The 21,090-nt window shown below is 62.9% G+C and carries 20 protein-coding genes; 2 read left to right on the top strand and 18 right to left on the bottom strand.

The window, feature by feature from the left end:
- Nucleotides 1-7 precede the first annotated feature (7 nt).
- The 6 genes from rbsD to FOI68_RS05215 all read right to left on the bottom strand — a co-directional run bounded on the left by rbsD (nt 8) and on the right by FOI68_RS05215 (nt 5,619).
- Nucleotides 8-403, bottom strand: a complete 396-nt coding sequence (gene rbsD, locus FOI68_RS05240) for a D-ribose pyranase (RefSeq protein ID WP_044897317.1) — start codon at nt 401-403, stop codon at nt 8-10.
- Nucleotides 404-412: 9 nt separating this feature from the next.
- Nucleotides 413-1,330, bottom strand: coding sequence for a ribokinase (rbsK, locus tag FOI68_RS05235; RefSeq protein ID WP_143862537.1), 918 nt, complete (start codon nt 1,328-1,330; stop codon nt 413-415).
- Nucleotides 1,327-2,331 carry a LacI family DNA-binding transcriptional regulator gene (locus FOI68_RS05230; protein WP_143862536.1) on the bottom strand — a complete coding sequence of 335 codons (1,005 nt, stop codon included), beginning with the start codon at nt 2,329-2,331 and terminating at the stop codon, nt 1,327-1,329. The genes rbsK and FOI68_RS05230 overlap by 4 nt, the downstream gene beginning before the upstream one ends.
- A gap of 300 nt (nt 2,332-2,631) precedes the next feature.
- Nucleotides 2,632-3,393, bottom strand: coding sequence for a LutC/YkgG family protein (locus FOI68_RS05225; protein WP_143862535.1), 762 nt, complete (start codon nt 3,391-3,393; stop codon nt 2,632-2,634).
- A complete protein-coding gene (locus FOI68_RS05220) occupies nt 3,362-4,888 on the bottom strand; it encodes a LutB/LldF family L-lactate oxidation iron-sulfur protein (protein WP_143862534.1) in 1,527 nt (508 codons plus the stop codon). The genes FOI68_RS05225 and FOI68_RS05220 overlap by 32 nt, the downstream gene beginning before the upstream one ends.
- The gene (locus tag FOI68_RS05215; RefSeq protein ID WP_035299681.1) at nt 4,885-5,619 is read right to left on the bottom strand and encodes a (Fe-S)-binding protein; all 735 of its coding nucleotides are present in this window, start codon (nt 5,617-5,619) and stop codon (nt 4,885-4,887) included. Before FOI68_RS05215 ends, FOI68_RS05220 begins: the two co-directional genes overlap by 4 nt.
- 138 nt (nt 5,620-5,757) lie before the next feature.
- On the opposite strand from FOI68_RS05215, the gene FOI68_RS05210 reads away from it, so the two are divergent.
- Nucleotides 5,758-6,444 (top strand): FadR/GntR family transcriptional regulator, encoded by a 687-nt coding sequence (locus FOI68_RS05210; protein ID WP_035299680.1) that lies wholly within the window; start codon nt 5,758-5,760, stop codon nt 6,442-6,444.
- Between the two features lie 373 nt (nt 6,445-6,817).
- Complete coding sequence (locus FOI68_RS05205; RefSeq protein ID WP_143862533.1) at nt 6,818-8,512, top strand: L-lactate permease; 1,695 nt, start codon at nt 6,818-6,820, stop codon at nt 8,510-8,512.
- 111 nt (nt 8,513-8,623) lie between these two features.
- On the opposite strand, the gene FOI68_RS05200 is transcribed toward FOI68_RS05205, so the two are convergent.
- The 12 genes from FOI68_RS05200 to FOI68_RS05145 all read right to left on the bottom strand — a co-directional run bounded on the left by FOI68_RS05200 (nt 8,624) and on the right by FOI68_RS05145 (nt 20,943).
- Entirely contained in the window at nt 8,624-8,893 is a 270-nt protein-coding gene (locus FOI68_RS05200; protein WP_052660115.1) for a DUF5316 domain-containing protein, read from the bottom strand.
- 152 nt (nt 8,894-9,045) lie between these two features.
- Nucleotides 9,046-10,215: an N-acetylglucosamine-6-phosphate deacetylase gene (gene nagA / locus FOI68_RS05195; RefSeq protein ID WP_143862532.1), complete on the bottom strand. Its 1,170-nt coding sequence runs from the start codon at nt 10,213-10,215 to the stop codon at nt 9,046-9,048.
- A gap of 109 nt (nt 10,216-10,324) precedes the next feature.
- The gene (locus FOI68_RS05190) at nt 10,325-10,819 is read right to left on the bottom strand and encodes a GNAT family N-acetyltransferase (protein ID WP_052660117.1); all 495 of its coding nucleotides are present in this window, start codon (nt 10,817-10,819) and stop codon (nt 10,325-10,327) included.
- Between the two features lie 128 nt (nt 10,820-10,947).
- Entirely contained in the window at nt 10,948-11,568 is a 621-nt protein-coding gene (locus FOI68_RS05185; protein WP_143862531.1) for a hypothetical protein, read from the bottom strand.
- Nucleotides 11,569-11,691: 123 nt separating this feature from the next.
- The gene (locus FOI68_RS05180; protein WP_143862530.1) at nt 11,692-12,771 is read right to left on the bottom strand and encodes an NAD(P)H-dependent flavin oxidoreductase; all 1,080 of its coding nucleotides are present in this window, start codon (nt 12,769-12,771) and stop codon (nt 11,692-11,694) included.
- A gap of 28 nt (nt 12,772-12,799) precedes the next feature.
- On the bottom strand, nt 12,800-13,477 hold the full coding sequence (locus FOI68_RS05175; RefSeq protein WP_255433371.1) for an NUDIX hydrolase: 678 nt from the start codon (nt 13,475-13,477) through the stop codon (nt 12,800-12,802).
- A 373-nt stretch (nt 13,478-13,850) separates the two neighbouring features.
- On the bottom strand, nt 13,851-14,186 hold the full coding sequence (locus tag FOI68_RS05170; RefSeq protein ID WP_044897338.1) for an antibiotic biosynthesis monooxygenase family protein: 336 nt from the start codon (nt 14,184-14,186) through the stop codon (nt 13,851-13,853).
- Between the two features lie 124 nt (nt 14,187-14,310).
- A complete protein-coding gene (locus FOI68_RS05165; protein WP_143862529.1) occupies nt 14,311-14,646 on the bottom strand; it encodes a hypothetical protein in 336 nt (111 codons plus the stop codon).
- 376 nt (nt 14,647-15,022) lie between these two features.
- Entirely contained in the window at nt 15,023-15,760 is a 738-nt protein-coding gene (locus FOI68_RS05160) for a PIG-L deacetylase family protein (protein WP_035299673.1), read from the bottom strand.
- Between the two features lie 2 nt (nt 15,761-15,762).
- The gene (locus tag FOI68_RS05155) at nt 15,763-16,776 is read right to left on the bottom strand and encodes an N-acetylglucosamine kinase (RefSeq protein WP_143862528.1); all 1,014 of its coding nucleotides are present in this window, start codon (nt 16,774-16,776) and stop codon (nt 15,763-15,765) included.
- Nucleotides 16,773-18,284, bottom strand: coding sequence for an argininosuccinate lyase (gene argH, locus FOI68_RS05150; protein WP_143862527.1), 1,512 nt, complete (start codon nt 18,282-18,284; stop codon nt 16,773-16,775). Before argH ends, FOI68_RS05155 begins: the two co-directional genes overlap by 4 nt.
- 127 nt (nt 18,285-18,411) lie before the next feature.
- Complete coding sequence (locus FOI68_RS05145; RefSeq protein WP_143862526.1) at nt 18,412-20,943, bottom strand: NEW3 domain-containing protein; 2,532 nt, start codon at nt 20,941-20,943, stop codon at nt 18,412-18,414.
- Nucleotides 20,944-21,090 lie beyond the last annotated feature (147 nt).

Raw genomic sequence — 21,090 nt, 5'->3', positions numbered from 1 at the left:
TCGCGCTTTAGAAGATGACGCCTGCCTGCAGGATCACGTTGGCGTACGGCGTGCACTCGCCCGTACGGATCACCGCCCTGGCTTCCCTGGTCAACTGCTTGAACGCTTCGTGGCTGACGATGTCCCGTTCGGCGCCGGGCAGTTCCGCTTCCAGCCGCTGGACGGCCTGCGGGTTGACCCGCTGCCATTCCTCCGCGTAGATCACCCGCTCCACCTGCATTTCGAGCAGGACCGCCTTCAGCACGTCAAAGAACGACGGCAGTCCCGGCACCACGGCCAGATCAATGCGCGGAACGAATTCCGGGATCGGCAGGCCGGCGTCGCAGATGACGATCCGGTCCGTGTGTCCCAGCCTGCTGATCAGCGCCGATAGTTCACTGTTGAGAATCCCCTGTTTTTTCATCGCGTCCTCCTACTCTGCGGCAAATTCCCGCACCTGCGCGAGCGTCGGCATGCCTGCATGCGCCCCCAGCCTGGTGACGGCCAACGCCCCCACCTTGACGGCAAACGCCACCGCCGCGGGCACCGTCTCTCCCGTTGCCAGCGCATAGGCAAAACCGGCGTTGAACGCGTCTCCCGCTCCTGTCGTATCGACCACGTCCACCTTGTGGCCGGCAACGCGGCCGAACGCCCCGTCTTCCGTCAGATACGCGGCACCCCGGGCGCCGAGCGTGGTGACGATGGTCCGCACCCCTTTGTCCTGCAGGCGGCGCATCGCATCGGCCAGCTCGGTGCGTTCGTCCGCTTCGGCCAAGAGGTACAGCTCCGTCTCGTTCGGAATCATCACGTCCACATGCCGGAGCAGGTCGTCGGGCAGCGGCCGGGCCGGAGCCGGGTTGAGCACGACCGCCTTGCCGAGCCGCTTGGCCGTCTGCGCCGCGTACTGGACCGTCTCCAGTGGAATTTCCAACTGCAGGAGAACCGCGTCCGCCTGCCCGATCCGTTCCAGGTGCCGGTCGATGTCGGCCGGGGTGCAGTGTCCGTTTGCCCCGGCGACGACGATGATCTGGTTGTCTCCCTGGGACAGCAGGATCGAAGCGACGCCGGTGTGGGTGCCGCTCACGGTTTTGACCGCGCTTGTCTCGATGCCTTCCCGTTGCAGGGATTGCAGCAGTTCCGCACCAAACGGATCGCCGCCGACGGCCCCGATCATCGCGGTCCGCGCTCCCAGCCGGGCAGCGGCCACCGCCTGGTTGGATCCTTTGCCGCCGGGGATGAAATGCACCTGGCTGCCGGACACCGTTTCGCCCATCTGGGGCGGTCGGTCCGCTTCCACCACGATGTCGATGTTCAAACTGCCGATCACGACAATCGAAGGGGTCTTGTTCATGCTTCCGCTCTCCTTTTCGTGGATTCCCGCGCGACGAGGGTGACCTCCAGCTCGTACAGCTTTGCCTCCATCACGCCGGTCTCAATGGTTTCCATCAGGACTTTGGCAGCAAGCGATCCCATCTCGTAAATGGGCTGGGCCACCGTGGACAGCTCCGGCTGGGTCAGCTCGGTCAGGCCGATCCCGTCAAAGCCGATCAGCGCCACGTCCTCCGGCACTCTTGCGCCCAGTTGGTACAGCGCTTTCAACGCGCCGACCGCCATCAGATCGTTGCCGCAGAAAATGCCGTCCACGTCCGGATGCCGCTTCCACAGCTCCTTGACGGCGGCAAACCCTCCATCGACGCGGAAGTGGCCGGGCACCATCAGGCTGGGCGTGTACCAGGGAAAGTGCATCACCGTTTCTTCGTAGCCGAGCAGCCGTTTCTTCGCCGTGATCAGCTCCTGCGGGCCGTAGATGTGGGCGATTTTCCGGCACCCCACGTCCAGCAGGTGGCGGACCGCCAGTTTTGCCCCCTCGTAGTTTTGCGAGCGGATCACACTGCACAACTGCCGGGTGGGCGCCCGGTCGAGAACGACAAGCGGGATGTTGCTGCTCCGCATCTGCTCCACGTCTTCCTGCCCCAGGGTGTTGGAGGCGAAAATGATGCCGTCGACGTACTTTTTGCGAAGCATCTCGATGTAAGACTTTTCCTTCTGCCCCTGGTCGTCGGAGTTGCACAGAATCACCGTGTACCCCTGCGCCTGTGCCGCGTCCTCCACGCCGCGGGCCATCTCGGGAAAAAACGGGTTGGTGATGTCGGGCAGAATCAGGGCGATCGTGCCCGTCTGTTTGCCGGCCAATCCCCGCGCCACCGCATTCGGTTCGTACCTGAGCTGCTCGATGGCTTTGCGCACTTTTTGTTCCGTTTCCTTGTTCACGTAGCCGTTTTGGTTGAGCACCCGGGACACCGTCGCCACGGAGACGCCCGCCAGTCTGGCTACATCGCGAATCGTCGCCATCCATGCTTCACCGTCGTCCTTCGGTATGTAACCGGTTACACATGTTTGGAAAAAAATGAATGATCGGAATCTCCAATCATATGTAACCGGTTTCATGTATTCGCTTACACTATACGCCCGTGCATCGGCGGATGTCAATACTTTTCTGCCGCGCCCGAAACGGACTGGACGACGCGGCCGTCGTTCAAGCAGGGCGACGACGCGGGCCGCAGCTTGTCCGCTCCCTGCCGCGCGAAAAAACGGGAAGCGGGCGTCCGCCGAGACACCCGCTTCCGTTTGCTGTCCACACATACACCTTGACTATTCGTCGTCGAGAACCAGCGCGAAGACGATCCCCGGTCCGTGCACGCCGATCGTCAAGTCGTTCTCGATGTCGGCCGAACGGCTGGGGCCCGTGATAAAGTGAATGCCCGCCGGCAGCCCGTTCCCGTTCCATGCGGCGATCTCGCGCAGGACCTCGCCCATTCTCGTCTTGATCGCGGATGCCTTCACGATGCCCATGAACGCGGTGGGCAGCAGGCTGATCGAGCGGCCCTGGGACGGCCCGGAGGTGATCACCACCGTCCCGGTATGGGCGATGGCAAAGTCAACGACGGCGATCCCCAGGTCGGCGCCGGCCGCTTTTTCCAACAGGCGCGAGTGCCCGCCCCTTTCGCCGGTTTCCTTTTGCCAGACGTGAACCTCGGCCTGTTTCAGACGGGCGTCCACCCGCATCTCCTCCAACAGCGGATGATCGGATCGGATCACCTGCTTCACGTTCGTCTCGGCGGCAAACGCCTCGAGAAATTCCCCGAGGGCAGCCGCGTCCGGGAAACGCTTGGCAATCCCGCCCAGGCTCTCCCAGTTTTTCATGAACAGCGCCACGTTTTCCTCCCTGTCCAGGGCATAGCCGTTCCAAAAATCGGGCGCTCCCTTCACCGTGCGCTGCGGCGGCGCGGTGAGCCGCGGCCGTCCCAGGCGTCCTGCGATCCGCTCGAAGAACGCCTGTTCCTTTTCCAGAGACTCGCGATGCAGCCGATCGATTTCCACCTCACGGCCGTTTGGGGAAAGGTTGCGGTTCATGGGCGTTCCTCCTTTGCTCGAGCTGATCCTGCAGCCGTTTGCGGATCTCTTCGCTCATCTCCGTCCTTTCGTCACGCAGCTCCTGTTCCAGGGCGGACCAGCGCTCGCGGAAAGACTGCTCGGCCAAACCCGGCAGCACCCGCCCCGCGTTCCATCCCTTGAACGGGCCCCACTTGGCGCGGATCACGCCGTTTCGCAGAAGCGCCGCCTGTCCGATCCGCCCCAGCCTGATCGTTCGCCGAAACGCGTGGTGACTGGAGGCTGCCAATCGAAACGCCTTCATCCCCAGCCTCTCCGCGGGGGCGGTCAGGCCGCTCTCCACATTTCTTCTCCGGATGTAGACCAGCATGTCGTGCAGGGGAATTTTGACCGGACACGCTTCATAGCAGGCGCCGCAGAGACTGGAGGCGTTCGCCACCTCTCCCCACTTTGCCCGGTCTTCGTTCAGCACGGGCGTGAGCACGGCGCCGATCGGCCCGCTGTACACCCAGCCGTAGGCGTGGCCGCCCACGTGCCGGTAGACCGGGCAGGCGTTGAGGCAGGCGCCGCAGCGGATGCAGTTGAGCACTTCCTGAAACTCCGGGTCGCCCAGTTGGCGGGACCTCCCGTTGTCGATGATGATGACGTGCAGCTCTTCCGGCCCGTCGCCGTCTTCGCTGCGCCGCGGACCGGTAATGGCGGACATGTACACGGTCAGTTTCTGTCCGGTGGCGGAGCGGGGCAAAAGCGTCGCCATCACTTCGAGATCCTCCCAGGAGGGGATGATTCGCTCCATCCCCATGAAGGTGATTTGCGTCTTGGGCACGGTGCTGACCATTCTGCCGTTCCCTTCGTTGGAAAACAGCACGATGGAACCGCTTTCAGCAATGGCGAAGTTGCAGCCGGTCATGCCGATGTCGGCCGCGAGGAACTTTTCCCTCAGCTTGGCGCGGGCAAATCCGGCCAGAATCGCCGTTTCCGCCGGCAGGGAGGTTCCCGCCACCTGGGAAAAGAGCTGCGCCACCTGGCTCTTGTTCTTGTGGATCGCCGGAATGATGATGTGGGACGGCGTTTCCCCGGCGAGCTGGATGATGTACTCCCCCAGATCGGTCTCCACCGCTTCGATCCCGTTCTCCTCCAGCGCCTGGTTGATGTGCAGTTCTTCGGACACCATCGACTTGGACTTCACCACCGATTTCGCCTGTTTCGCCCTGGCGATGCGCATGGTGATGTCGACCGCTTCCCTGGCGTCCGCCGCGAAGTGAACGTACCCGCCGGCCGCCCTGAGGTTTGCGACAAATTGGCTCAGGTAGTAATCCAGATGGGCGATCGTGTGCAGCCTGATCTCCCGCCCGCGTTCGCGCCAGGCTTCCCAGTTGCCCAGTTCGTCCGCCGCCGTCTGCTTGCCTGTGCGCAGCTTCTCGGTGGTAAACTTGACGGCACTTCGCAGAAACTGGTCGCGCAGCGCGATTTTCGCCCGTTCCTTCAAGGTATCGGCCGTATGATATCCGCTCATCGTCTGCCGCTCACCCCTTCGTACAAGAGTTCCGCCAGATGCATCACCCGCACGTGTTTGCCTTCGTGCGTCAATCGTCCCCCGATGTTCATCAGGCAGCCCATGTCCGTTCCGACCAGGACCTCGGCCTCCGTCTCCAGCACGTGCTCCGCCTTTTCCGCCGCCATCGCAAGCGAAATGTCGGGGAGCTTGACCGAAAACGTCCCGCCGAATCCGCAGCAGTCTTCGGCATAGGGCAGCGGAACGAGCCGAAGCCCCGCCACCTTGGACAGCAGGGAAAGCGGTTCGTCCTTGACGCCGAGCAGACGGCTTCCGTGACAGGACGGATGATACGTGACCGTGTGCGGAAACGACGCCCCCAGATCGGTCACCCCCAGGACGTTGACGAAAAACTGCGAAAATTCATGTGTCTTTTCGATCAGCGCTTCCGCCTTTTGCAAATAGACCGGGTCGTCTTGAAACAGCGCGGGATAGTGATGGTGAATCATCCCCACACAGGAGCCGGACGGGGCGATCACGAAGTCGCTGTCTTCGAACGCGTCGATGATGGTCTTGGCCGCATCTCGGGCCGCGTCCCAGTACCCGCTGTTGAACGCGGGCTGGCCGCAGCAGGTCTGCACGTCGGGAAAGCGGAGCCGGATGCCGTACCTGGCGCACAGGCGGGCCACCGCTTCTCCCACGCGGGGATAGACGGCATCAGACAAACAGGTGACAAAGAGCGAGACGTTCATCCATGCTTCTCCTCCAGTTCGTCGGTTGGGTTTGCCTGACCGATAAATACGTCAGGTTATCTGATGAATTTACACCAGACTATCATAATTCAGGAAAAAAGTGTAGAGTGGAATTATCACTGCCATGGAGGTACCCGGATGTTTCTGCATAAAAAAAACTATGAAATCATCGCCGAGGAATTGCAGCGGATCATTGAATCCGGCCTGCTCAAGCCCGGTGACAAACTGGATACGATAGAAAATCTGGCCAAGCAGTACCACGTCAGCCGCTCCACCATCCGCGAGGCGTTGAGCCACCTCAAGGCGCTGGGGCTGATCGAGTCGCGGCAGGGCGGCGGGACGTTTGTCAAAAGCCCCCCGTTCCAATCGGCGGAGACGATGCTGCACCTGAATAACCCGCAGGTGGAACTGCTGCAGATCATGCAGGTGCGCAAGATTCTGGAGATCGGGTGCGTGGAACTGGCCGCCGCCAACCGCACGGACGAGAACATCGAAGAGCTGGAGCGGATTCTCAAGCAGATGAAAGAAGCGCTGGGAAATGAAGAGATCAGCCACCTCTACGACGTCAACTTCCACCTGGCCATCGCCCGCAGCACGCAGAACCCGATCCTGCAGTCGCTGATGGAGAACTTTGCGTCTTCCCTGTTTCGCACGATGCAGGACATACGAAAGCTGTGGCTGCATACCGAGTCGGCCATGAAACTGTACGAGGAACACAAACTGCTGGTGGAAGCGATCAAAAATCGCGACGCCAAACGGGGGATGGAGCTGATGGCCAAACACCTGCAGCGGTCCGAACTGCCCCTGACCAAGGAAAACAAATGAACAGCGAGCCCTCAGCTCCGCCCCTTTTCCGGACGGGCGGGGGCTCGTGCCGCATTCTGCAGCGATCGACCAATCAAAAGATTCAAAAAATTGTCTTGAATCTTTTCTTCCAGCTTTTTATAATCGAGGTAATCCGCTGACAAAATTCATCAGATGACCTTACCATATGATGAATTTTGTCACTCGCGTTCATGTCCACCGGAAAGGAGGGCGCTGCCGGTCATTCGCCTTGACGTTATTGCAAACGCTTTCTTTGGTTCGTATGCTGTTCGCTCGTGACGGAACGGACTGCTCTACCGCCCATTCATCAGGTGACCTTATCACATGATCCGTTCCCTGCGCTGAACTCATGTTGAAACGGGGGTTTTTTTCCATGACGTGGACACAAGCAGTCGCTCCCCTCGGAGGGAGTATGGCTCTCTCGGCCCTGGCGGCACTCGTCCCGATTCTGTACTTCTTTTGGGCCTTGGCGATCAAACGCATGAAAGGGCACGTGGCCGGCATCACCACGCTGTTCCTGGCCGTGCTCGTCGCTGTTTTGGCCTACGGCATGCCGGTCCGGATGGCTGTCATGTCGTCGCTTCAGGGAGCCGTTTACGGCCTCCTGCCGATCGGCTGGATCATCATTTCCGCCGTGTTTTTGTACAAGCTGACCGTGAAGACGGGCCAGTTTGATTTGATCCGCGCCTCAGTCGTGTCGATTACGGAAGACCGTCGTCTGCAGGTGCTCCTGATCGCCTTTTCGTTCGGCGCGTTTCTGGAGGGGGCGGCCGGCTTTGGCGCTCCGGTGGCCATCACGGCCGCACTGCTGGTCGGTCTGGGCTTTCATCCGCTTTACGCGGCCGGCCTCTGTCTGATTGCCAACACCGCCCCGGTCGCATTTGGCGCGATCGGCATTCCCATCCTCGCCGTGGAGGGGCCGACCGGCGTGCCCGCGATGGAGATTTCCAAGATGGTCGGGCGGCAGCTTCCGTTCCTCTCCGCCTTTGTGCCGTTTTACCTGATCGTCATCATGGCGGGGGTCAAAAAAGCGGTGGAGATCCTGCCGGCGATTCTGGTCTCCGGCGTCTCGTTTGCGCTTACCCAGTACCTCACCTCCAACTTCATGGGACCGGAGCTTCCGGACATCCTGTCCGCGCTCGTCTCCATCGTCGCGCTGGCGCTCTTTTTGAAAGTCTGGAAGCCCAAGCAGGTGTTTCGCTTTTCCGCCGAGCAGGCCTCCTTCGAGCTGGCCGTCGCTGCCGCTTCATCCGGCCATGTCGGCCCGAGGCATTCCTCTTTCCAGGTATTCAGGGCGTGGTCGCCGTTTGTCGTGCTCACCGTCTTCATCTTTCTCTGGGGGCTTCCCCCTGTCAAAAAGGCCCTGCTCGGCGCATACGAGGGGAGCAATCCCCTGTTGAACCTGCTCAATCCGCTCGGGAAGTGGCTTACCTTTGCCCCGGAGGTCCCCGGCCTGCACAAGCTGATCATCGACACAACCGGCAAGCCGATTGCCGCCGTGTTCAAACTGGAACTGTTGGCGGCCGCCGGCACGTCGATCCTGGTCGCCGCCGTCGTGACCAAGTTCATCGTCGGGATTTCCTGGAAGGACTGGCTTTCCACCTTCGCCGAAACGCTGCACGAACTGAGGTTCCCGATTGTAACCATCGCCTCGGTTGTCGCCTTTGCTTATGTGGCCAATGCGTCCGGCATGAGCACGACACTGGGAACCCTGCTGGCTTCCACCGGCGTGCTGTTCCCATTCTTCGCGCCGTTCCTCGGGTGGCTCGGCGTGTTCATCACCGGTTCCGACACTTCGTCCAACCTGCTGTTCGGACATTTGCAGAAAGTGACCGCCACACAGTTGGGAATCGATCCCGTTCTGGCGATCGCTGCCAACACCAGCGGCGGCGTCACCGGCAAGATGATCTCGCCGCAATCGATCGCGGTCGCCTGTGCCGCCGTCGGGTTGGCCGGAAAAGAGGCCGATCTCGTCCGCTTTACGCTGAAGCACAGCCTCATCCTGGTGGTGCTGGTCGGCGTGATCACTTTCCTGCAGTCCAATGTCCTGTCGTGGATGATTCCGTGATGCGCTCCCGTCGCCGATGGGCTGGGCATTTGGCATGAAAAAAGAGCGAAGCAGACCGCGCTGCTTCGCTCTCTTGTGTTCCGATGACCGCTCGCGAAAGGCTGACGGCCGTCATCCGTACAGGAAAATGGCCGTCACCACAAAAGGGAGGCCGATCAGAAAAAAGCGTCCCGCCCATTTCAGCCGCTGCTTGCGATCCTCCGCCGTTTCCGTCGCGTGGTTGGCGCGGATCCGGTCGCCGCTCAGCAGCGCTCCCGAACAGACCGCACCGAACAGCCACGCTGCTCCGCCGACGACGGCAAAGGCGTTCCAATAGCCGAAACGCAGTCCGGCCGCCAAACAGGCCAGCCAAAGCCCGGCACATACGACCGCGTACTTCACGAGACCACCCTCCCCCTTTTTGCGTACCATTCCCTTTCTTTCGCTCGTCGGGTCTGCTGCGACGATGCAGCAGCACATGCCGCTCATGCTGCGTCAGACGGCATCTTGTCCCCCGCTGGACGGTGCCATACCCCACGGGACAGTGCCATTGATCAAGCCTGTGCCCGGTACACCCGCCTGCCCGCCACATAGGTGGCCTCCACGCCGTACGACGGGTTCAGCACCGTAATGTCCGCGTCGTACCCCGCCTCCAGGCGCCCTTTTTGTCCGCCCAGGCCCACAATCTCCGCCGGCGTCTGCGACGCCATGGCGACCGCTTCCGGCAGCGGCACGCCGCACAGGGTCACCATGTTCTGCACCGCCCTGTTAAGCGTCAAAATGCTGCCGGCCAGCGTGCCGTTCGCCAGTTTGGCCTGCGTTCCGCGCACGTGCACTTCCTGGCCGCCCAGGTCGTACACGCCGTCGCCGAGCGCCGCCGCCCGCATCGAATCGCTGACCAGGGCCAGGCGGCCGGCCGATTTCAGCCGATACAAAATGCGCATCACGGCCGGGTGCACATGCTCCCCGTCGGCGATCAGCTCCGTGCTCAACTGTTCGTGCACCATCGCCGCTCCGACCACCCCCGGCTCGCGGTGGTGCAGCCCCGTCATGGCGTTGAAGCAGTGGGTAAAGTGCTGCACGCCGCACTCCACCGCATGCTGCGCCTGGGCAAACGTGGCCCCGGTATGCCCGGCGGAGACGATGACCCCCTGCTCCTTCAGCCAGCGGATCGCCTCCAGCGCTTCCGGCTGCTCCGGCGCGATCGTCACCACTTTCAGCAGTCCTCCCGCCAGCTCGTACAGCCGGCGCACCTCCGCCAGTTTGGGCGCGACGATGTGGGCCTCGTTTTGCGCCCCTTTGTAGCGCGGATTAATCCACGGCCCTTCCAGGTGAATGCCCGCGACGGCCGCTCCTTCCGTTCCGGCGCGGCTGACCTCGGCGATGTTGCGGATCGCCTTTTCCAGCTCCGCGTAGGAGGCCGTCATGGTGGTCGCCAAAAACGAAGTGACGCCGAATCGGGCCAGCGCCCGGGAGATCGTCTGCAGCGACTCCGGCGTGCCGTCCATTGTGTCGCAGCCGGCGATGCCGTGCATGTGTATGTCGACAAACCCCGGACAAATCCAGCCGTCCTTCACCATCTCCACCCGTTCCGGCAGCGGTCCGGCGTACCCGGCTGCCGCTCCCGCGTAGGCGATTGTGCCGCCGTCCACGACGACCAGGCCGTCCTCCAGGCACCTTCCCCCCGTGACCACCGTTCCCCGCAGGGCAAATGCTTGATTCATCCTCGATCCCTCCAAATGCTGCCTCTTCTCCTGACAAGTCTCGTGCTGCCGCTCGGTCGGACGATGGCCGTGAGGATCTGCCGGCTGTCTCGGACGGACTGCCGCGCGGCTACGGCGAAAGCCGCTTCTCCAGCTCAATCTCGTCGCGCAGCGGAATGCCGTCGCTGCCAACGGCCGGGATTTGCGGCTTGATCCGGCGCGCCTGCTCCACGGCGTTGCGGTGGACGGCGACCAGCTCGTACCCCCGCTTTTGGTAAAAGCGCAGGGCGTTCAGGTTGTCGTTGGTCGTCAACAGCCACACGCGTTCCATCCCGCTGTCGCGCGCCACCCGTTCCACCGCCAGCATCAGGGCGGTGCCGACGCCGATGCCTTCCCGCACGCTGTCCAGCGAGACCACCTGCAGTTGGCCGTCGGCGATGGCGTAGGTCACCAGCCCGACTGGCTCCTCGCCGCAGAAGGCGACAAATCCGGGCAGCTCGTCACAGGCAAACACCTGCTGCCCGCAGCCGTACACCATCTGCGGGCTGCCCCAGTGTTCGCGGAGAAAGCCGCCCAGCCACAGCCGGTCCGACTCGACCAGGGCTCTGACACGAATCTCGTTCATGCTTGTTCCTCCTCTATTGTACCGCAATCAGCCCCGCCAGCCGAACGCATATTGCGCCGCCAGGAAGACGGGCAGGGGTTCCGGCGGGGTCCCGTCGGCACGCGGGCGAGCAGCTGCGGCGCACTCTCCTACTCTTCATCCACGGCCGACAGCTTGACAACCAGGGCCCACTTTGCCTGTTTCAGCCGCTCGGGGGAGAAATCCATCACGTACAGGACGCCTTCGTCCGTCGCCTGCATGCCCCAGACGGCTGCTTCCTCCTGTTCGGAAACCACTACGCTGTCGTGGAGCTGGATGAGCCCGCTGGCCGTATGCTTTTGGTCGGCGGCCAGTTCCGTCCGGTAGCTGGCGTGTCCCTTGTCGTCGACAAAAGCGGCCGTGATCACGTACCGCGAGTTGCCCGCCCGGTTCTCGTCCGGCTCCGTGACGGAGATGAGAAACTGGCCGTCGTAATACCTGCTGCGGTTGGACGCGCGGGTCAACTCGCCAAACGTTTTCCCTGTCTTCGTGCCGACGCCGTTTTCCCACACCTCGAACACGGCGCGGATCGCCTCTTTCTTCCCTTCGTAGGACACCTTGACGGCCCCCGACATGACTCCCAGGAACGGTTTGAATTTTTTGTCTTCTCCGGCAAACAAGTCAACCGGTTCGATGCGCAGCATGCCTGGCTGCGTCCGCACGGAAGTGGAGCATGCCAGGAGCATCAGCGACGACAGCACAAACAGGACGATGCGCAGCGGATTGCCCATGGTTCGCCATTCCTCCCTTCGCCCGAAAATCCCCGCCCGACCGGATGTTCGCGCGGCCAAGCGGGGGATAACCTGCGGCGTCCGGGAGACTCCGACGGCAGCGCCCCCGGCCGCGATGCCGTTCTACGACCGGCCGGCAAAACGGGCCATCGCCTGTTCCGTTTCCTCAACCAGCCGGCGCATCAGCGCGGCCGCGTCCATCTGACGGGAGAGGCCGACCCCCTGGCCCGCCCACATCGACAGGTAGTCGCGCTGGCGCTGTTTCGCCGCCGCCTGCCGGATGTCGCGGGTCAAGGCGTTTTGCACCGGATAGGGCGGCACTTCGTCCCTGTACGGGGCCATCTCCCGCATGAACCGGTTGCAGACGCCCCGCGCCGGCTTGCCGGAAAAAGCGGTTGTCAGCGCCGTCTGGTCGTCGCCTGCCTCCAGGATCGCCTGCTTGTGCAGCGGATGGGCGCCGCTCTCCGTGCAGACCAGAAACGCCGTTCCCACCTGGACGGCCTCCGCTCCCAGCGCCAGCGCGGCGGCGATTCCCCGCCCGTCCATGATCCCGCCGGCAGCGATGACCGGGACGCTCAGCCTGTCCGCCAACTGCGGCACCAGGGCCATCAAGCCGACCAGGTTGTCGGGCGAATCGGGCAAAAACGAGCCGCGGTGCCCGCCCGCTTCGCTGCCCTGGGCGACCACCATGTCCACGCCGCTCGCCTCCAGAGCCACGCCTTCGCGTACCGTGGTGGCGGTGCCGATCACCGTGACGCCCCGCCGTTTCAGCTCTGTCATCCAGCGCTCCTCCAGGATGCCGAACGTGAAGCTGAACACGGGCACTTCCTCCTCCAGCACCGCCGTCATCTGCTCTTCAAACGGTTCGACAAACCGGCCGACGTCCGGTTCTTCGGGGATGCCCAGCCGCCGCCGCGCTTCGTTCATCAGCCGCCGGACGTTTTCGCCCGGACGCGTGTCGCCGGTGATCTCCTCCGGGATGAACAGGTTGACCGCAAACGGTTTGTCGGTCAATTGACGGATGGCGCGAACCGCACTGCGGATCTGCTCGCCGCTCATGTACCCCGCCCCGAGCGAGCCCAGCCCGCCCGCATTCGAAACGGCGGCGACCAGCTCGGGTGTCGTCGCCCCGCCCGCCATCGGGGCCTGGAGTATCGGCCACTGCACGTGCAGTCGTTTGGTTGCCTCGTTTGTTGGCCACATGAATGATACGCTCCTTTCCCAATCAGAATCAGCGTTTTCCGGATTGGCCTTCGCCGTCCGGGCCCACGAGTTCCAGAAAATGTTCCAGAATCCGCGCGGTCAGCCCCCAGATCACACGTCCCTCCACCCGGTAAAACAAATGGTGGACGGTGCCGGTCCGCCACGGATACCGCTCGCCGCCCGGTATCAGATGATAGGGGTAGTCCGCTCCCGGCTCCACCTTCATCTTCACCGGGTACGCCTCGGGCCGGGTGGCGGCAAGCGTTTGCAGCGGCACGCAAAACACCTCTTCCACTTCGGCCGGATTGGGCGACATGCCCGCAAGCGAGTCGATCTGCCCGACGAACGGGTAGATGCAGGCAAACGGCGTCACCACCGTATCCAGCGTCCCGACCCGGCGGATGCGTTCGGCGGACAGCCCCAGTTCTTCGCTCGTCTCGCGCCGGGCCGTCTCCCACGGAGAGGCGTCTCCCTCTTCGGCCCGCCCTCCCGGAAAACAGATTTCGCCGGCCTGCCGCCGCATCGTACGCGCCCGCTTTTCAAACAGCACCGCCAACGTTCCGTCCTCCCGCTCCACCAGCGGCACCAGCACGCTGAAGCGGCCCAGGCGCTTCTCTCCCATGATGCCGGGCTGGCGCTGCCGCAGCGCGTCGGCAATTCCGGTAACGGACAGAGAATGGTGATGCGTCGGTTCTTTCTGGTTCACTCGCCGCCCTCCTTTTCATGATGGCGCTTCCATGGGGAGAGAGCCGCTCCCCCCTGTACCGCCAGCCGGGAACGAACGGACGCCCAGGCGTTCTCCCCCTCGGCTCCGCCAGTTCCGCCGCATCGTTTCGGTCATGTCGTTCCTGAAGTTCAACTCCCTATGTAGTTGGACACCTCCAGCAGATTTTGGCCGGGATCGCGGGGGCAGCACCGGATGATCCAGCCTGTCGCTTCCACCTCCCGACAGAGGCGCTCTCTTTCGGCGCAGCATGGGCATCGCTCGCCAAAAAGACGCAGTCCCTTTTTTATCAGGGTACCACGTCTTTTGACAGGCTGAAACGGGTAATTGATTTTCGCTGCCGCCATGTTGTATGTTACCGCAGGCTGTGCAGGGCATAGTCCCGCTCCACTTTGCAGATGCGGGCGACGTAGTGTTCGTACCAGACGGTTTTTCCTTTGGCTTGGGCGGCCCGATGCTCCTCATGACGCTTCCACTCGCGGATCGCCTCCAGAGACGACCAGTAGGAGACGGTCACGCCGAAGCCGGACGCGTCACGCACGCTCTCGACGCCGAGAAAGCCCGGCTGCCCGGACGCAAGCCGCACCATGCGCTCGGCCATTTCGCCGTAGCCGTTTTCTCCCTCCGTTCGCTGCGACGTGAAAATGACGGCGTAATAGGGCGGTTCCGGTGTCTGGGCAAAGCGGTCCATCATGGGGGTGTCCTCCTGTCCGATCAACAGCCCGATCCTCCGTACAGCCAAGAATGACTCTTTCCGCTCTCGACCAGCCGGTTACAGACCGCTGAACGTGTGATGTTTTGTTTAGGCTTTTGGTTTACTCTACTTTATCCAGCACGAACAAATTAGATGTTTTCTCTTCTCGATAACCGATAAGTTGTTCGCCGAAAGAGAACGGCAAAAACCATCGGAAAACGTTGTAACTGTTCTCCATCATCTCCTTCACATTGTCTGCATAGGTGATGGTTGTCTCAACGCCAACACCGCCCATCACAAAATCTTTGTGTTCTACCAGACTGCCAATTTCTCTGGAAAGTCTTTCATAAAACCGGCGATTTCTCTCCGACACATGATCTGCATCCAATTCCGGGTATCGGTCCAGATCGTCGATGCCTTTCCTTGTATAGAGGGTTACGTTTAGTTGGGCCCCCATTCAAATCACCTCCGTCTGGTACGCGTAGCACCCTATCCGAAAAGGATGCGAAAAGGCACCACGCATCGTCTGCCAAATGGTTCGTCCTTCAACGCTTTTGCATGTCGAGACGGGTGACGGAGCAGACCTGTCATTCGCGGCCCCAAAGACCTCGTCCGTCCTCATCGGACTCCGATCACATCAAAGCGTTTCGCGGTTATGTACACGCGTTTATCCAGCCAACCGATCGGGATCGTGCTTGCCTCTGAAGGAGCCAGCAGCAATCCCCCGATATCTGTTTGAAACCATATCCAGTCGTTTGGATCACGATCTGCGGAAGAGCCAACGTGCCATACCTCCTTATTGATCGGATACGTTCCCACCCTTCCCGAAAATGCTACCACTCCATCACCGGAATCCCGTTCTCCGGCGCGACCGGCTTCACGGGGCGGCCGCCGGAACGGACCAGCGTGTAATACTCGTAGCAGCCGATCACCCCGTAGTCTCCCTCCATGACGCCGGGGTAGGCGCGGTTGACGGAGTAGACCTGGCTTTGGTGGGCCCGGAGCGCCTCCCCTTTGCGGTCGCGGTAGCGGGTGATGTCCACCTTGCCGGTGATCGGCACGGCGGGCGCCGGTCCTTTGTCCGGGCAATGGTCGTAGTAGTGCGGGATGGAGACGAAGTACAGATCGGGCCAATCGTCCGGCGGCAGTACCTGCTCCGCCTGCTCCACCGCCATGCCGGTCGCGCGGCAGACGGCGATGTGGTCGGGATGGCCCGTCACCCCGTCGGGGGGAAACGTGACCACCACGTGTGGCCTCCACTCCACGATGGCGGACGCCAGCCGTCCGGCCAGTTCGCGGGGATCGACTTCGGCCAGCCCGCCGTCGGGATAGCGGTACAGCTCCAGCCGCGTAATGCCGAGGATGTGCGCCGCTTTGGCCAGCTCCTGTTCGCGGTGGCGGGCCAGCGCTTCCCGGCTGTCGAGCGCAAACGGGCCGGAACGCCCCTTGCAGCCGGACGTGACGCAGATGAGGCAGGTCTCCTGTCCGGCCTCGCTGCATTTGGCCAGCGTCCCGCCGCAGGCAAACGATTCGTCGTCGGGATGGGGAAAGACAAACATCAGTCGTTTCATGACTACACCTCCTCGCTCTCGCCGGCCCGTTTCTCCAGATAGGCCAACCCTTTGGCAATCACGCCGAAGATCGGATCGTTCTGCGCCTTGTCGATGGTCACCTGCGGCGTGTAGCGGCGGGCGTGCTCGATGACGATGCGGCGGACGCGCTCGTCGTTTTGCAGCACGCCTCCCTGCAGGATCATCTTGAACGGCTGCTCTTTCATCCGCAGCCGTTCGATGACGGCGCGGGCGGCGAGAAACAGCTCTTCGCCGGCGGCCTCCAGGATCGACGCGGCCACCCGATCCTGCGAGTCGGCCGCCTGGCTGACGAACGGCGACAGTTCGCCCACTTTTTCCACGGAATAGTCCGGACCGTACGTCCAGTTGAACAGTTGGTCCACCCGGTCGAGCCCCAGGTGCGGCAGCAGCAGGCTCTCCAGCAGCGTCGGCTCGCCGCGGCCGTCCGCCGCTTTCAGCACGGCCATGATCGCCTGTTTGCCGATCCAGTACCCGCTGCCCTCGTCCCCGACGCGGTGGCCCCATCCGCCCGCCCGCGCCGTCTCGCCCGCCCGGTTCACCCCGAAGGCGATCGAGCCGGTCCCGGCGATCACGAGAATGCCCGGCTCCCCGTTGGTCGCTCCCAGCAGGGCGGCAAAGCCGTCGTTCTCCACGATCAGGTGGCGAACGCGAATCCGCAGCATCTCCAGGACGTCGCGGACCATGCCCGTGATCACCTGCCGGTCGTGCTCCGTATCCAATCCGGCCAGGCCGAACACGGCGCACTCGACCTCCCACGCCGCGCCGCTTCCGCTGTCGTCGGTAGCGGCTGCCGGCAGTCGCCCCGCCGCCTCCGCCAACGCCTGGCTGATCGCGGCCGCCAGTTCCCGCGCGGCCGCTTCCCTGCCAATCCCCTGGTAGTTGCAGGAACCCGCCCGGCCCGCGCCGAGCGTCCGCTTTGACCGGTCGGTCAGGACGGCGAGGCATTTCGTGCCGCCGCCGTCCACGGCCAGCAGGGGGATGTGTACCGCCGTCATTTCCGTTCACTCCATTCGGCCATGACCTGATCCAAATGGCGCATCGCCTGGTCGCACGCCTCCCGGGCCTGCTTCAGCCAGGCCATTTCCGCCTGCAGCGACTGCCTCCGTCCGCCGATCATCCGCTTCATCTCCTCCGCGTTGGGCCCGCCGGGCAGCTTGCGAACGGCGACGAAATGAACCGGATCGAGCGCCTGGCGCAGCTGCTCGGCCGTGATCGCCAGCGTCCGTCCGATGACCTCCCGGGCAGCCCGATTGACCAGATCGAGGCTGATTTCGTCCGCCCGCAGCCCTTGGGCTGCCGCCTCCTTCACCACGCGGCTGACGATGTGGTGCGAAGTGCGGAAGGACAGCCGGTCGGTGCGCACCAGCGTGTCGGCCAGCTCCGTCACCGTGGCAAAGCTGCCTTTGGCCCGCGCCAGCAGCCCCTCCTTGTTTACCTCCATCGTGCCGACCACGCAGGCCATCAGGCGGTACATCTGCTCCAGCACGGCCAGGCTGCGCCAGGCGTACGGCTGCATGTCGTCCTCCGTGTCGACGATGTCGCCGAACGGCGTGTTGTGCATCATCGTCAAGACGACGGCGGCGCTGCCCGCGCTGGACGAGAGCAGGGAGCGCATGTGCTCAAACGAGACGGGATTGCGCTTTTGCGGCATGATCGAGCTGATCTGCACGTACGGATCGGCCACTTTCAGCACGTCAAACTCCTGCGTGCACCACTGCAGCATGTCCTGCACCGTCCGCCCCAGGTTGATCGCCGCCAACTGCACGGCGGCCGCCGTTTCACCCAGGTAGTCCGCCCCGCCGATCGCGTCGTAGGAATTCTCCACCAATTCGTCAAAGGCGAGAAGCTGCCGCATCCGCTCACGGCTGATGGGAAAGCCCGAGGTGGTCAGCGCCGCCGCTCCCATCGGACTGCAGTTGCAGGTGCGGTAGGCGCTGATCAGGCGGCGGATGTCCCGCGACAGCGAGTCGGCCGCGGCCGTGACGTAGTGGGCCATCGTCGTCGGCTGCGCCTGCTGGGTGTGGGTGTAGCCGATCATCACCGTCTCTGTGTGTTCTTCCGCAAACAGGAGCAAATGCTCTTTCAGAGAGAGCGCCGAAGCCAGAGTGACCAGCAGTTTTTCGCGCAGCACCATGCGGTAGATGGTGACGCCCATGTCGTTGCGGCTGCGGGCCAGGTGCAGATTGCCGGCCACGTCCCCGGCCAGCTCCAGGAGACGGCTCTCTACCTGAAAGAACAAATCTTCAAACTGTCCGGTATAGGATGAGCGGCGCAGCTGGTCCAAGTCGATGGCGGTGAGGGCGCGGGCAATCGCCTTCGCCTCGTCCTCCGTGATCAGCTCCTGCTCGCGCAGCATGATCAGATGCGCCTTGTTGATCGCCATCATCGGCGTCAGCAGATGGGTTTTCGCTTCCGCAAAAGCCGGTTCCAGCACGGCCTCCGCGTACGTCTTTCCGGGGAACCGGGCTCCCTCCCGTTGAAAAATCCGCTCTCTGTAGTCCATTGTCGTATCTCCTTCCCTGCCGTTTCCTTGCTACTGTTTTTTCCGCGGTCCTCCAGCCTGCCGGGGAGCCGGGAAAAGCGGGGAAGACGGCCGGCTGCGGCCGTCTCTCCCGTCCCGTTTTCCTGCCTTATGGCTTCAAGCTGACCATGTTGACGAACATACGGATGGCTCCCGGCACCAGGGCGGGGATTTCACGGTACCAGACGAGCGAGCTGTAGGTGTACGTCCCTTTGCCGTATTTCGCGGTGAGGAACGTGCCGGTAAACTCCTTCTCGCCCGGATCGCCGTTTGCGATCAGCTCCACGTACTCCTTGCCCCACTGCGACGGGTTGTAGGCGGAACGGTCCTGAATCCAGCCGTTCCAGTCTTCCTCCGTGATCTTGTTGGGCGTGGTGAAAATGGGATGCTCCGGCGCAAGCATGGTAACCTTTGACTGTTCATCGGTGACGCGCCATTCAATCAGCGGCGTGCCGATCGTGATCGGGTACGGCGCCAGCTCCGGCTTCCACTTGTCCTCCGGCTTGTGGTACTGCACCACCAGGTTGCCGCCGTTTTCCACGTACTTCAACAGGCGGGCGTTGCTCGAAATCAGTTCGGGACGGAACCCGTACGCACGGATGCCCAGCACGATCGCATCGTACTGGCCGAGGTCGCCAGACTCGATGTCCTGGGCACTGAGGCGGGTGACGTCAACGCCGACCTGCTGCAGGTACTGGTCGATGTTGTCAAAGCCGCTGGAGACGTACCCCACTTTCAACCCCACCGGCACTTTCAGGTCAAACGCCTGAATCGCCAGCTCCGCCGGTTGGACGAAGTAGGTGGTGCCGATGTGCGGATAGTGGATCACCTGGGCGCCGTGGCGGCTTTCCCTTGCCCCCGCGCGGGCCACGGCCGTCACCGTGTACGTGCCCGGTTTGACGGCGGCGGACGGCTGTACCGTAAACGCGGCCGACTTTGTCTCCCCCTTGGCGGCAAACGACAGCGGACTCGCCTTCGGTTCCACCGACCAGCCGTCCGGGACGTCCAGCGAGATGTCCGCTTCCGCCGCACCCGGATTGTAGTTCTTTACCGTCACCTTCACCGGAATCGGCTCCTGCGGCTTCAGCGTGTTGAGAACAGCTGCGCCTGGGTTGAGCGACAGCGAGAACGGCGGCAGGACGGCGACGGCGTCGGACGGGACGGCGCGGCTGACCGCGGTGGAGCCAAACGCCTTGTACGACACGTCCGCGGTGACGGACGGCGGCAGATACGGCTGGAACAGCGGCGCGTCTTTCGGCACCTCCACCTCGTACGCGGCCGTGACGGTCTGGTTGTACCCCACCTGGTCGAAGCTGGTCGCCCCCAGCGGTTTTGCCCGCCATCCGTCCGGCACGTTCAGCTTCAGCCTGACGTTTTTCAGCGGTACCTGTCCGCCGTTGTACGCCGTCACCTTCACGGTGGTGGTCTGACCGGCGACCAGTTCGCCTGTCTCCGGCCTTACTTTGGCCACCAGCGACAGCGCTTCCGCACTCGCCGTGTACAACTGCCTTTCCTTTACCTCCAGACGGTGCGTCAGGTCCGCCCTGGTCTCCTCGTCCAGTCTGGCTCCCTTCACGGCGGTCAGCGCCCTCTGCACGTCCGTCAGCATGTCGTGCACTTCCCTGGCCACGTCGGCAAAGCGCGGGTAGGCGGCGATCACTTCGTCCGCGTCCTTTTGCAGGGTCCTAAGCTCCCTGGCCAGCGTTTCCCCGTCCGGCTTGCCGGCCACTTCCCTGGCCAGGTCGTCATAAGTGTAGGCGATGCCCTCAAAAAAGTCCTTCTCCCTGGCTTTGGCCGGAACCGTCGACTGCTCCAGCTTGTAGTAGTTGAAGCTGGGCCCTTCGTCGTAGTGGCGCCCCATCCCCTGGCTCTTGTGCATGAAGCGGGATTCCTCTCCCAGCTGCAGGTAAGACGCGCCGTACACCTCGTCGTACTCGCCGACCGGCACGCGAACCGTGTAGTCCTTTTCATCCGCCGGGACGTACAGCTTTTTTGCCTGCCAGGGGCGCAGCCCGTGTTGCAGGTGCTCCGGAAACACGGACGGATCGGCGGCGTCCTTGAACGCTTTTACCGTGATTACGTTGATGGCGCGGTGATGTCCGTGCGTGGAGGGTTCGTTCAAAAACGCGGGGATGACCACGTCCGGCCTTAGCTCGCGAATCTTGCGGATCAGCCGTTCGTAGACGACCTGTTCTCCCCATTTGGCCAGTGTCTCGTCCGGGCTCTTGGAAAAGCCAAAGTCGTAGATGGGATCGTTGATCGCTTCGCTGAGGATGCCCAGCGTGACATTGGTGACCTTGGACGCTTCCTGCAGTTCGCGCGTGCGGATGATGCCCAGCGCGTTGCCCAGCTCGCTGCCGATTTCGTTTTGGCCCCCTTCGCCGCGGTTGGCGATGATGCTGAACGTGTCCACGCCTTTGCCAAGCGACAGGTACGCGAGCATCGCGCTGTGCTCGTCATCCGGGTGAGCCCCCGTGTTCATGGCGCTGGCGATGGTAGTCAGCGGCTTGATCGCTTTCCACAAGTCGACCACGCCCCGGTCGGCATGGGCGGTCCGGGGCGCCAGCGGCCATACCAGAGTGCCGGCCAGGGCCACGGCTGATGCGACGGAAAACAGCTTGGCAAATGTCCCCTTTCTCAATGAACGCTCCTCCCTTTCCTGTTTGGGATTGATGTATGCATCAATCATGGCCTCCCGGGAAGCCGGATCCTGCTGTCGCCATGGATTGACCCGCGGAAGCTGAAACGGACATGCACGGACGCTGCCGTCTTTCGGGACGGGAAAGCG

This window comes from Brevibacillus sp. LEMMJ03, assembly GCF_007197875.1.
Lineage (GTDB): Bacteria > Bacillota > Bacilli > Brevibacillales > Brevibacillaceae > Brevibacillus > Brevibacillus thermoruber.
The sequence above is the reverse complement of the archived record's forward strand: the minus strand, read 5'-3'. Positions and strand labels throughout refer to the sequence as shown.